Source organism: Sulfuricurvum sp., assembly GCF_019163035.1.
In the GTDB taxonomy this organism is placed as follows: Bacteria; Campylobacterota; Campylobacteria; order Campylobacterales; family Sulfurimonadaceae; genus Sulfuricurvum.
In genome coordinates this window covers 24,503-36,923 of sequence record NZ_JAFLKV010000132.1, presented here as the reverse complement: position 1 = coordinate 36,923, position 12,421 = coordinate 24,503, and the positions used below count along the sequence as shown (strand labels likewise).

Here is a 12,421-nt window from a genome sequence, read left to right as displayed (position 1 = left end):
AAAAATAATGGAACACAATGAGACTTGATAGTTATTTAGTAGAAAACGGCCTCGTTGAGAGCCGAAACAAAGCACAGCAGTTGATTAAAGAACACGCTGTGAGTGTTGATGGAAAAATCATTGATAAAGTCTCGTTTGATGTCACTGAAACGATGGGTGTTGAGATCGCCGATACGGAGCTCTATGTGAGCCGTGCGGCGATTAAACTCAAAGGATTTCTCCCTCATACCGAATGGAATCTGAGCACTCTTCGTGCGCTTGATATCGGCTCTTCGACGGGTGGATTTACTCAAATACTCCTCGAAAACGATGTTGCAAGTGTCACCTGTGTCGATGTGGGGAGCGATCAGCTTCATCCTTCCTTGCGGAGCGATTCACGCGTAGTCGTCCATGAAAATACCGATATTCGCTCCTTTAGTGCTGAAACCCCTTTTGAGATTGTCACGTGCGATGTGGCATTTATCCCACTGGAGCTAATCCTCGAATCAATCGATAAACTTGCTTCTCAATATATTGTTCTCCTCTTTAAACCGCAGTTTCAAGTGGGGCGTGAAGTGAAACGGGACAAAAACGGGGTGGTGAAAGACGACAAAGCCATCGGCAAAGCGATGATCCGCCTCGAAGATACGTGTGCACTGTTAGGATGGAAACTGATTGCCAAAGAGATTGCCCATATTGCAGGAAAAGAGGGAAATCAGGAGACGTGTTATGGCTTTATCAAAGGTTAATGCCATCGCTATCGGCGGCTTTGACGGGATGCACATCGGGCATCAGCAACTCTTTAATGAGCTAGGGATAAACGGTGCTATCGTCGTGATCGAGACGGGATATGCCAATCTCACCCCCGATACGGAACGCGAACATTACAGCCATTATCCGATACTTTACTATTCGCTTGATGATATTCGTCATCTTGAGGGAGAAGCGTTTATAGCGATGTTAAAAGAACGTTTTCCCCATCTGAAAAAAATCGTCGTCGGGTATGATTTCCATTTTGGAAAAAACCGTCGTTATTCTCATTCCAATTTGGGAGAGTTGTTCGACGGTGAAATCACCGTAATCGATCAGGTGTGTATCGAGAACGATTCGGTCCATTCCCATAAAATCCGAAACAAAATCCAAATCGGTGACATCAGCGGAGCAAACCGCTTTTTGGGACACAACTATTGTGTAAAAGGGACGGTTATCAAAGGGCAGGGTATCGGCAAAACCGATCTCGTCCCTACCATCAACCTCGAATGCAGGGGTTATTTGCTTCCGTATGAGGGGGTCTACGCCGCATTGACCCGTATTGATGACGAAGAGCATTTTCATCCCTCCGTCGTGTTTGTCGGGCACCGTGTAACAACGGATGGCAGTTATGCGATAGAGAGTCATATTTTGGGTGAGTCTATCGGCAGTTGTGAGAGAGCGACGATCAGTTTTGTCAAATTTTTACGCAAGAATCAGAAGTTTGAGTCACTCGAAGAGCTTAAAAAAGCGATCAGTGATGATATTTTAAACGCACGTCGTGAACTGATTCATTTGAGTTTATAGGAATTTAATCTGCATTTGGCTAAAATCCCGTTAATTTTTCATGCAAAGGAACGCTACTTATGGGTGAGTTGTTTACCTTCTTCGGCCTTATCAGCCACGATCATAGCTTCATTTTCCTCACACACATGCTGTTAGCAGCGGCAATCGTGTTAATTATTGCGAAAATGGCTACATCAAATCTTCGTCTTGTTCCAAGTGGAGCACAAAACGTAATGGAAGCGTATCTTAGCGGTGTACTTGCTATGGGTGCGGACGTTATGGGTAAAGCGGAAGCTCGTCGTTATCTTCCACTTGTTGCGACCATCGGTCTTTTCGTCGGTGTCGCTAACGTTATCGGGGTAATCCCTGGTTTCGAAGCACCGAGTGCATTTTTGGATTTCACCCTAGCACTTGCTTTGGTAGTTTTCACGTATTATAACTTCGAAGGTATTCGTCGTAACGGTATCATCAGTTATTTCAAACACTTTATGGGTCCTGTATGGTGGTTGGCGTGGTTGATGTTCCCAATCGAGATCGTTTCACACATCTCTCGTATTATCTCTTTGAGCTTCCGATTGTTCGGTAACGTCAAAGGGGATGACATGTTCTTGATGGTCATCTTGATGTTGGCTCCTTGGTTATTGCCGATGATCCCGTTTGCATTGTTGACTTTTATGGCATTCTTGCAAGCGTTCATTTTCATGATGCTCACCTACGTTTACCTTGGTGGTGCAGTTCTTCTTCACGACGACCACTAAAGCACTTTTGATGAAGCGAAGTACGTTCGATGCCCTTTTAAGCTTCCTCGGAGGCGTCTCTTGGGCTTTCGTTATCGTCGGAGCTTGGGTCACTTTCCAATCATTTGTTTTCCTCGGTATTGTTCCCGCAATTATGTTTACTTTCATTTTTATCTTTTTAGCCATATTTTTGCTATTGGTATTAGAAAGTATGTCGATGGCACGTGATCGTACTGATATTCTTAAAAAACAAAATGAACTTCTCGAAGAGATTCGAGAGAGTGTGACCATTACCCCTTCGGACGCGTGAAAAGTTACCTTATCACCGATCCCGCTTTCTACGGCAGTACGCCTAATGAGCTTGAATCGGCATTAGATGTCATTTATTCCCATAGATTTCCCGATTTTGCACTGTTCAGAGACAAGCAAACTCATGGTTACGCTGATCTCGCACATACGTTTATAACTCTCTCACGAGCGTATAAAATTCCTCATGTTTTACTACACGGTGATTATCATCTTGCATACGAATTAAAAGCCGATGGGGTGCATCTCACCTCTACACAGTTTGACGAGATAACAGAGGCTAAAAAACGGGCGTTATACGTCGTTATCAGTACCCACACGTATGAAGAAGCTCTCAAAGCGCAAGAGTTAGGTGTCGATGCGATCACCTACAGCCCGATTTTTACTTCTCCTGCCAAAGGTGAACCCAAGGGTTTAGAGGATTTAAAAGAAATAGTGGCTAAAATAAGAGTACCTATTTTTGCGCTCGGCGGAATTACGACTGAGGAGCAGATAAAAGCGGTAGAGGAGTGCGGAGCTTACGGCTTTGCCTCTATACGCTATTTTATATAAATCAAGGAATAAATTATTATGTTTGAAACCATTATTGGTTTGGAAGTTCACGTCCAGCTCAACACTCAGTCTAAACTTTTTTGCTCTTGCCCTACCAGTTTTAACCACGAACAAAACACTAACACGTGTCCAACGTGTTTGGCATTGCCGGGTGCATTGCCGGTGCTGAATAAAGAGGCAGTCCGTAAAGCAGGGATGTTCGGTACGGCGGTAGGGGCGACAATTAATCGCATTTCGTTCTTTGACCGTAAGAGTTACTTTTATCCCGATAGCCCAAGTGCGTACCAAATCACTCAGCTTTATACCCCTATTGTTGAGCATGGTACCTTGGTAATCGATTTCGAAGACGGAAGCCATAAAACAATCCGTATCAACCGCGCCCATATCGAAGCCGATGCAGGGAAAAATATCCATGACGGTGCTATTTCAAAGGTGGATCTAAACCGTGCGGGGACTCCGTTACTTGAAATCGTCTCTGAACCTGATATGCGCTCTGCCGAAGATGCGATTTTGTATCTCAAGAAACTCCATTCTATCGTCCGTTATATCGATATCTCGGATGCCAATATGCAAGAGGGGTCGTTTCGTGTAGATGTCAACGTCTCAATTCGCCCCAAAGGGGATGAGAAACTCTACACCCGCGTCGAAATCAAAAATATCAACAGTTTTCGATTTATCCAACGGGCAATCGAACTCGAAGTAGTCCGTCAGAAAGAGGCGTGGGAAGACGGTGTTTATGAGAGCGAGATTGTTCAAGAGACAAGGTTGTTTGACCAAGTGAAACAAGAGACCCGCTCTATGCGCGGTAAAGAGGAAGCGGCGGATTATCGCTATTTCCCTGAACCCGATTTGCTTAAAGTGGTCGTTGATGATGCGATGTATGCCGATGTCTGCAATATCCCAGAACTTCCCGATGCGAAAAAAGAGCGTTTTGTACGTGAATTTGGGATTAATGAATACAATGCGGCGGTCATTACGTCGGAACTTGAAACCGCGCACTATTTTGAAGCAATGTTAGAGCAGGGAATTAGTGCGAAAAATGCGGTAACATGGCTCACAGTAGAGTTGCAAGGGCGTTTGAGTGGTGGTATGAATCCATCAGAATCACCGATTAGTGCGGTAATGCTTGGAACTTTGGTCAAACGGATTGAAGAGTCTGCTATTAGCGGTAAAGCAGCAAAAGAGATTCTTGATTACCTCTTTGAAAACGGTGGCGATGTCGATGAAGTAATTGAAAAACTGGGGCTTAAACAAGTAAGTGATACAGGTGCACTCGAAGCCTTGATCGATGAGATTTTAGCGGCGAATACGGATAAAGTAACGGAGTACAAATCGGGTAAAGATAAACTTTTTGGCTTCTTCGTCGGTCAAGCGATGAAAGCTTCTAAAGGTTCGGCTAATCCGAATACTCTCAACGACATTCTCCAAGCTAAATTAGCACAATAGAGCTATTGATGATAGGTCGATGGATAGTAGGGATTGCATTTTTTCTGAGCGCATCCCCGCGCTATCGTCATAGTAAAAAATTCTTTCATAACCTTCTCGAAAACCCTTCTTATCCGTATAAAAAGTTTTTTGATTATACGATGATGATACTGATTGTTATCAGTGTTTATATCCTCGTACATCATGTTAAATATGAGGTAAAACCCGATTGGCTCTTTTTTAACAATTATGTCATTTCGGTTATCTTTTTGATCGAATATCTACTCCGCCTTTGGGTTTACAGTGATAATTCCAAAGCAATTATTGAGCAATATGAGCACGATCTTTTTTTACAGCGTCCGTTCAAGGTACTAACTGTATTGCATCATATTGTTTTGACCAAATCGAAATTTATTTTCTCCCCTTCCGCTATTATCGATCTGCTCGCTATCATGCCGTTTTTCCATGAGATGCGGTTGTTGCGGGTCTTTATCCTTTTTCGGGTATTCAAACTTTTCCGCTACACCAAAAGTCTACAGCAGTTTGTCTCTATCCTATCGTCTAAAAAGTTTGAATTTCTTACATTGGGAATGTTCGCCGGTGTAATCATCACCGTGTCATCCGTCCTCATTTATGTTATGGAAGCAAATAACCCAGATTCTCCGATCAATACTCTGTTTGAAGCAGTCTACTGGTCTGTCGTAACCATCTTTACCGTCGGGTACGGTGATTTTGTCCCTGTAACCAGTGAGGGGCGAATGGTTGCAATGGTGATCATCGTAGCGGGGATTGCTGTTATCGCATTTTCAACGTCAATCGTCGTATCGGCTTTTACCGAAAAACTTGATGAGATCAAAGAGGATAAGCTAATCGATGACGTTTCCAAGGTGGATCAGTTTTATCTGGTTTGTGGATACACACCTTTGGCGGCACAAGTCGCACACCGATTTCTAAAAACCGGTAAGCAGGTGATTATCATCGAAACCAACCACAAAAAAGTTGCCGAAGCACAAAAAGAGGGATTTTTAGCACTGAATTATAATCCTGCATCGCTTCACTCGTATCATGCTATTCGGATCAATTTTGAAACGCAAGTGATCGCTGCTATACTGCTCGAAGAGAGTGATGTCTTGAATGTTTATACCGCGTTAACGATTCGTGAAATATCCAAAAATGTTCAATTACTCTCTATACTGCATCATCATGAAAATCGTCGCAAACTCTCATTGGCAGGCATTAATGAGATTGTCTACACACAAGAATTGATCGGATTGATGTCGAAAGAGGTGAGTGGACGGCCGGTAGCGTTTGAAGTTATTCATGCACTGCGTTCTGAAAACAGCGGTGTTTTTATCGAAGAGATTGTTTTGGATTCCATTATGGCGAATCAGTTTTTTGAGACGACAAAGCTCACTATGTTTCACAAGCGGCTCATCGTTCTTGGGGTTTATAAACAATCGAGTAAATCGTTTTTCTTTAATCCTTCTAATTCTCTTTTGGTGGAAGAGGGGGATGTCGCGATTGTCGTGGGTACCCGCTCATTGATCGATGAGTTCAAATCCTTGATGCGGAGGAAAAAAAGACGATGAATTATCACAGTGCTATCGTATTCGGATTTAACGAATATGCGAAACAAATAGCTCTACAAATAGCGCCTGAATATCCCTCTTTCGCTGTTTTTGTTATGAATGAATCAGAACGGAGTGCTGCTAAAGCGGCGGGTTTTGAAGCGGCATTGTTTGATTTGGGGGAAGATTGGAGAGTGATTGATGAGAAGTTTGATCCGAATAGTTTGATTGTTTTCTGCGCACTGGATAAAGATGCTGAAAATGTCTTTCTTACCATATCACTTCGTTCGATTTTTGAAAATCTTCCCATTATTGCATTAGCAGGAGATCATGAGAGTGCGGCAAAAATGAAAAGTGCCGGAGCCAACAAGGTAATGGCAACGCAACAGATTACTGCCAATATTATCACTGAAATGTTGGAAAAACCGACCGTGACCGAAGTATTACATGATATTTTGTACGAGCAGTCATTTCTGAAAATCGCTCAAATCACGGTTCCTGAGAAGTGCTTTTTAGTCGGAAAGCATCTGCATGAGATTGATTGGGGGGAAGAATTTGATATTCTTGTCCTCGCTATCGTCGATCATCAGCTCTCTGCTACGTTTAGTTTTACCTCGAAAGGGCATCACCATCATATTGATCCTAATGATGTTTTAGTGGTTGTTGGATACGATGATAGTATTGCGGCATTGTCTGAAGCAATGGGAGTAGTGAAATGAAAGTAGGGATTATCGGCGCTGGCAAATGGGGGGAAGCGTTAGCCTTTGCTATGTTGGAAAAAAACGAGGTGATTATTACGTCACGTACTCCGCGTGAGTGGGATAATTTTAGAACGCTTGATGAAGTCCTCGAATGCGAATACCTGATTATCACTGTTCCTGCGCAGCAGGTAGCGAAGTGGCTAAGAGAAAATTTTATTTTTAGCGGACAGAAAATTCTTGTTGCGGCAAAAGGGATCGAAGCCTCTAGTGGACGGTTTTTGAACGATATTTATGGAGAGTATATCCCTGCGGAGAATTTGGCCTTTTTATCGGGTCCTTCGTTTGCCATCGAAGTGAAACAAAAACTCCCTACCGCTCTGGTGATCAATTCGGAGTCTCTGGAGACAGCGGGTGAATTTGCCGCACTTTTCCCGAGTTTTATCCGTACCTATACGAGTACGGATGTTATAGGAGCAGAGATCAGTGGTGCGTATAAGAATGTCATCGCTATTGCGGCGGGGATCTGTGATGGGCTAGGTCTTGGGCATAATGCGGCGGCGAGTTTGATCGCACGAGGACTGGTAGAGATGCTACGTTTCGGAAAAGCATACGGAGCACAGGATGAGAGCTTCTTGGGGCTTAGCGGGGCAGGGGATCTGTTTTTGACCGCTAGCTCCTCGATGTCTCGTAACTATCGTGTGGGGCTTGGTTTGGCACAGGGCAAAGACAAAGAGACTGTGTGTAAAGAGATCGGTGAGGTGAGCGAGGGGATCGGAACGGCGTATGCGCTTCATGAGATAGCACTCTCTCGCGGTATTTATCTCCCCATAGCGGCGGAAGTATATGCTATTTTAGAGGGGAAATCACCGAAACAAAGTTTAAAAGATTTGATAGAAAGATAAAGGATAGAAAATGTTAGTGCACATCGTAATGTTTCAGTTTAAAGATGAAAATAAAGAGGCTAATATGGTAATGGTGAAAGGGTTACTCGAAGCCCTTCCTTCCAAAATAAGCACTTTGCACTCAATGGAAGTGGGGATTGATATCAGCCGAAGTGAACGCTCATTTGATATGGTCTTAGTTTCGATGTTTGAAGAACAGGCGGCATTGGATGTTTATGCAACTCACCCTGCTCATTTGGAAGTGGTGAGTGTGATCAAAGAGGTAACGACCCTCTCTAAAGTCGTCGATTATAGACAATAAGGGTACGTGTGAACGAAGCGTTAAGTGTAGAAGAAAATCCTAATAAGCCATTTTATAAAAAATATAAAATTCATCTCTCTGTTGCGGCGGCCGTGGTCGTTGTCGGTGTTAGTGCATTTGCTCATTATAAGAATGAACAGGTAAAAAAAGAGTTGGTTGGTGCGATTAGCCAATACCAAGAGCAGTTGGTTCTCATTGGCGGCGAAATGAAATACGCCACAATCGATTGCAGTGGGATTATTAATACCGATTGTGAGATTGAGGGGATAAAATTTTTGCTCATGGGACAAGAACAGCTCTCTATTGGTGCGCTTCGTTTGGGTGATGTTGAGGAACTCTCACAGTTCAAATCATTTGCTAAAGCTGAAGGGGTGAATGCCTCGTTTGATATTGAAGCCGATGATGTTCTCCTTCCTCAACCGATTATCGGACAGATGATTTCTCAAAACGTGAGCAATGCCTTTCAGCAAAATACCCTTGATAAATTAAAGTCGATTAGTTTTGCATTAAAAGGTGAGATCGAGGGGAGTCAGATGAATATTAAACGTCTCGAAATCGACCATTTTCGTATCGATAATGCTATTATGCCGCTTGAATTTTCGATGAGTGCGCGGGAAGTTTCGAGTCAAACACCCGATTCGATGATACTGGAGTATTTTACCCTCACGCTAACCAATCGTGCTATTTCTGAGGTTACCTATGAATCGGTCAAAAGTTTCACAGATACCCTCCAAAAAGAGGAAAAAGCCCTCTTTTTAAAAGAGTTTTCCCTTGCTCCATTGGATATGAATGATAAAGAAAAAGCGGCCACTGCGATCAACAAGGCGATAGCAAAACGGTTTGAAGCTGATCTATCGAATACACAGGGTGTCGTGGAAAAAGATTTGATCCGTGCAATGATCCAAATGCTCAAAGGGGAGATTAATGAGATCTCACTCTCGGGGAAAAATCAAAAAGAGATGAGTATGGTGCAAGTTCAAAATGCATTGCTTCAATCTTTATCAATGAGTGATGATAAAGCCCGAAAATTCATGGATGATAAGTTTAGAATTGAGGTTGAGGCGGACTAAAATCGCCTCTTTTTAACTGTTTTTGAGCGCTTCGATCTCTTCGGCTTTTTCTTCTATGGTTAAAAGCTCGTCCACTTTTTCTTCATAGAGAGCTTTCGTTTTTTCCAACTCTTCGGCTAAAACACTAATCCCGATTTTTTCGTATTTTTTCGGGTCGGCGAGGGAAGCGTTTAGCTCATCGATTTTTGCTTCGAGGGCTTCGATCTCTAGTGGTAACTTTTCTAGTGCACGTTGTTCGTTAAACGTGAGTTTGAATACTTTGGGCTTTTCGCTCTGTATTTGAGTTGTGGAGGCAGGTTTCGCAAATTCTGCCTCCATTGCATCCATCTCAAGCAACTCTTTTTCATCTTCGAGGTATTCACTGTAGGGTTTATAGCTCTCTTCGATGGTGCCGTCCCCTTTGAAGATGAAGAGTTTTTTGGCGATTTTATCGACAAAATATCTATCATGGCTTACAAGGATAACAGCACCTGCAAAGTTTTGGAGCTTCTCTTCGAGGATGTTGATGGTAGGAATATCGAGATCGTTGGTCGGCTCATCGAGGATGAGACAGTCCACTTTTTTGGTAAAGAGCAGGGCGAGGGCGACACGATTTTTTTCTCCGCCACTGAGGACTCCCACTTTTTTATCGAGAAACTCTCGCGGGAAGAGGAAGTTCTTGAGATAGCCGTAAACGTGATAATCTTGCCCTTGTGCATCGACTCGGTCTCCGCCTTGAGGGCAGAAGGTTTCGATGAGGTTGAGATTATCATCGAGCATTTCGCGGTGTTGATCGAAATAGCCTATGGTAAGCTCTCCCATCTTGATAATGCCGTTCGTTGGTTTTAGACGCCCTAGAAGGGCTTTTAGGAGGGTGGATTTACCGCTTCCGTTAGGTCCGACGACGGCGATAACGTCTTTTTGCAAGATTCGGGTCGAAAAATTGCGGATAAGTTCTTTGTTCCCCAGTGTAAGTCCGAGATTTTCCACTTCAAAGAGCATCTTTTGGCGATTTACACCCTCTCCACGATTGAAGTGTTTGGCTTCGCGTTCTAGCTCCAGTTTCATTTTTCGAATTTTGCTAGGGTTATGTTTGGCATCTTCCCGTAGTGCCAATACCCTCTGTTTACGACCTTCATTCCGTTTTAGACGTGCTTTGACCCCACGTCGTAACCATTCATTTTCAGATTTTAGGAGTTTGAGGAGGTTATCGTGCTGTTGTGCCATCGTCCGCAATAACTCTTGTTTTTGTTCCAAATAGTTACTGTATCCTCCGCTAAACTCACGCAGAGCGCAATCTTCTACTTCGATGGTTTTAGTGGCGATTTGGTCGATGAAATAACGGTCATGCGAGATAAAGAGGAGGGTGAATTTTTCTTTGAGAATCAGCTCTTCGAGAAACTCCACCATGTAGACGTCGAGATGGTTGGTCGGCTCATCGAGGAGGAGGATATCGGGTTTAAGCAGTAACAATGAAGCGAGAGCAACACGGCGCTGTTCCCCCCCGCTAAGGAGTGCAACGTTTGAAGTTTCATACTCTTTGAGCATAAAATGGTGCATGATCCGCTCGATCTTATCATCAAGATTCCACGCATTATGATGATCGAGAAACGTGGTGAGGTGGGATTGCTCCAACAGGAGGGTTTCATTGTCGAATTCCTCCGAGAGGAGGGCTGAAATCTCATCAAAACGCCCCCGTGCAGATTTGAGCTCTCCTAGCCCTGCCTCGATTGCTTCACGGACAGTATGAGAGGGATCAAATGCGGGGACTTGGGAGAGCATTTTGATCTCGATTCCCTGTCGGTTAATCCGCTCTCCCTGATCGGCATCGAGTGAGCCGTGGACGATCTTCATAAGGGTCGATTTACCGCTACCGTTTTTACCGACGATAACGACTCTCTCCCCCTCATCGATGTGAAAGTTGATATTTTCTAAAATTTTTTGGGCTTCGTAGTGCTTAGATACATTGAGAAGATCGACTAATGCCATATTTTTTTATTCCTTAGGGAGTGTAAAACAAGTGGTTCGAGATAAATACCATGTTGCTATCGCGTAATCGTTGTAAGGGGTTTCTCGCTGGGATGGTGGAATGGAGTCATTACGCAATTTGCTCCGAATAATCCCGAAAACAATAAATCCTAGTAACAATGTCCCCAAAGCGATAAACCAGTCGCTTTGCCACCAGACGATGAGTGCAAAAGCATAATTTCCAAAACTAAGGGTGTACCCTAATACCCGTGCTAGAAAGCGGCATCGGCGTGTTGGGAGAGCAGGAGTTGGATCAATATGGAAAATTATGTGCTCGTTATTCATACTAGGAATTATAGCGGATAGGAGTTTAGAGTATTGGGGTATACTTTCAGAAAGAAAAATTGGAGTTTAAAATGGGCATTTTATTACAAATTGATTTTCCATACACAGGACCATTTGGGGATGAGATGACAGAGGCATTCAGCCCTCTTGCCTCGTCAATTGCACAAGAAAAAGGGTTGATTTGGAAAATATGGACAGAAAATCGCGAAATGAATGAATCAGGCGGTATTTATCTGTTTGAAGACACTGTTTCAGCGGAAGAATATTTAAAAATGCATACGGCACGGTTAGAGAGTTTTGGTGTTCAAGGAATACGTGCTAAACTTTTTGAGGTAAATATACCTCTTTCACACCTTACTAAAGCTGTAGTTTAGGATCAGATGGTGGTTCGCTTTGAGCCATCAAAGTCTCTTCTGTATGCTCAACCTCAGGTTGCACAAATACCTGCTCAAAAATCTGTTGAGCTGTGCTCCAACGGTTCTCTTTGGAGTTGAGCATCACAATGAGACAGTCGTTGCCGTCTTTTTTGGCGCGCGCGATGAAACAAGCTCCCGCTTTAGAGGTGTATCCTGTCTTAACCCCTACCGCGTATTCGTATTTTCCCAAAAGATGGTTATGGGTTTTAGCTACAAATTTTCGGTTGTTATTGAGTGCATAATAGGTATGTTCATTTTGACGAGTAATGTCGTTAAAGAGAGAATTTTGGATCGCATATTCTGCCAAATGGAGAAGATCAAGCGGGGTAGAATGGTGGATACCGATGTCAAAACCGCACGGGTTGGTAAATACGGTGTTATCCATACCGATTTGAACCGCTTTGAGGTTCATCATTTGGGTAAACGTATGGAGATCTCCCCCTACGGCTATCGCAATCGCCATTGCTGCATCGTTATCGGATTTGATCATAGCGGCTTTGATCAAATCCTCAAGACGTATCACATCCCCCTCTTTATAGCCCGCTTTGGTCGGCTCAACCGCTATCATCTCGGCAGTGATCGTTACGGGACGATCCAAATTCCCTTGTTCTATCGCCAACATAGCGGTCATGATTT

Annotated in this window: 15 protein-coding genes; 12 read left to right on the top strand and 3 right to left on the bottom strand. The window is 43.5% G+C overall.

What is annotated here, in order from left to right; all coding sequences use genetic code 11:
• The first annotated feature begins 17 nt into the window (after positions 1 to 17).
• The 11 genes from JZU62_RS09730 to JZU62_RS09680 are packed head-to-tail and all read left to right on the top strand — an operon-like array spanning position 18 to position 9,077.
• On the top strand, positions 18 to 728 hold the full coding sequence (locus JZU62_RS09730; protein ID WP_295014293.1) for a TlyA family RNA methyltransferase: 711 nt from the start codon (positions 18 to 20) through the stop codon (positions 726 to 728).
• Positions 709 to 1,536: a bifunctional riboflavin kinase/FAD synthetase gene (locus JZU62_RS09725; protein ID WP_295014291.1), complete on the top strand. Its 828-nt coding sequence runs from the start codon at positions 709 to 711 to the stop codon at positions 1,534 to 1,536. Before JZU62_RS09730 ends, JZU62_RS09725 begins: the two co-directional genes overlap by 20 nt.
• Positions 1,537 to 1,595: 59 nt before the next feature.
• A complete protein-coding gene (locus tag JZU62_RS09720; protein WP_295014290.1) occupies positions 1,596 to 2,273 on the top strand; it encodes a F0F1 ATP synthase subunit A in 678 nt (225 codons plus the stop codon).
• 10 nt (positions 2,274 to 2,283) lie between these two features.
• Entirely contained in the window at positions 2,284 to 2,562 is a 279-nt protein-coding gene (locus JZU62_RS09715; protein WP_295014288.1) for a hypothetical protein, read from the top strand.
• On the top strand, positions 2,559 to 3,110 hold the full coding sequence (locus JZU62_RS09710) for a thiamine phosphate synthase (protein WP_295014286.1): 552 nt from the start codon (positions 2,559 to 2,561) through the stop codon (positions 3,108 to 3,110). The genes JZU62_RS09715 and JZU62_RS09710 overlap by 4 nt, the downstream gene beginning before the upstream one ends.
• An 18-nt stretch (positions 3,111 to 3,128) precedes the next feature.
• Positions 3,129 to 4,556 carry an Asp-tRNA(Asn)/Glu-tRNA(Gln) amidotransferase subunit GatB gene (gene gatB / locus JZU62_RS09705; protein ID WP_295014284.1) on the top strand — a complete coding sequence of 476 codons (1,428 nt, stop codon included), beginning with the start codon at positions 3,129 to 3,131 and terminating at the stop codon, positions 4,554 to 4,556.
• A gap of 8 nt (positions 4,557 to 4,564) precedes the next feature.
• Positions 4,565 to 6,124, top strand: coding sequence for an ion transporter (locus tag JZU62_RS09700; RefSeq protein WP_295014282.1), 1,560 nt, complete (start codon positions 4,565 to 4,567; stop codon positions 6,122 to 6,124).
• Positions 6,121 to 6,822 (top strand): NAD-binding protein, encoded by a 702-nt coding sequence (locus JZU62_RS09695; RefSeq protein WP_295014280.1) that lies wholly within the window; start codon positions 6,121 to 6,123, stop codon positions 6,820 to 6,822. The genes JZU62_RS09700 and JZU62_RS09695 overlap by 4 nt, the downstream gene beginning before the upstream one ends.
• Complete coding sequence (locus tag JZU62_RS09690) at positions 6,819 to 7,706, top strand: NAD(P)H-dependent glycerol-3-phosphate dehydrogenase (protein WP_295014279.1); 888 nt, start codon at positions 6,819 to 6,821, stop codon at positions 7,704 to 7,706. The genes JZU62_RS09695 and JZU62_RS09690 overlap by 4 nt, the downstream gene beginning before the upstream one ends.
• 10 nt (positions 7,707 to 7,716) lie before the next feature.
• Positions 7,717 to 8,007: a Dabb family protein gene (locus JZU62_RS09685; RefSeq protein ID WP_295014277.1), complete on the top strand. Its 291-nt coding sequence runs from the start codon at positions 7,717 to 7,719 to the stop codon at positions 8,005 to 8,007.
• An 8-nt stretch (positions 8,008 to 8,015) separates the two neighbouring features.
• Positions 8,016 to 9,077, top strand: a complete 1,062-nt coding sequence (locus JZU62_RS09680) for a hypothetical protein (RefSeq protein ID WP_295014274.1) — start codon at positions 8,016 to 8,018, stop codon at positions 9,075 to 9,077.
• A gap of 12 nt (positions 9,078 to 9,089) precedes the next feature.
• Here the strand turns inward: JZU62_RS09680 and JZU62_RS09675 are convergent, their stop codons facing one another.
• A complete protein-coding gene (locus tag JZU62_RS09675; protein ID WP_295014272.1) occupies positions 9,090 to 11,045 on the bottom strand; it encodes an ABC-F family ATP-binding cassette domain-containing protein in 1,956 nt (651 codons plus the stop codon).
• 6 nt (positions 11,046 to 11,051) lie between these two features.
• Positions 11,052 to 11,369 (bottom strand): hypothetical protein, encoded by a 318-nt coding sequence (locus JZU62_RS09670; RefSeq protein WP_295014270.1) that lies wholly within the window; start codon positions 11,367 to 11,369, stop codon positions 11,052 to 11,054.
• A 71-nt stretch (positions 11,370 to 11,440) separates the two neighbouring features.
• Here JZU62_RS09670 and JZU62_RS09665 point away from each other — a divergent pair, with 71 nt between their 5' ends.
• On the top strand, positions 11,441 to 11,743 hold the full coding sequence (locus JZU62_RS09665) for a monooxygenase (RefSeq protein ID WP_295014268.1): 303 nt from the start codon (positions 11,441 to 11,443) through the stop codon (positions 11,741 to 11,743).
• On the opposite strand, the gene JZU62_RS09660 is transcribed toward JZU62_RS09665, so the two are convergent.
• A partial coding sequence (locus JZU62_RS09660) for a serine hydrolase (RefSeq protein WP_295014266.1) occupies positions 11,727 to 12,421 on the bottom strand: 695 nt, incomplete at its 5' end. The two genes, JZU62_RS09665 and JZU62_RS09660, sit on opposite strands and share 17 nt — an antisense overlap.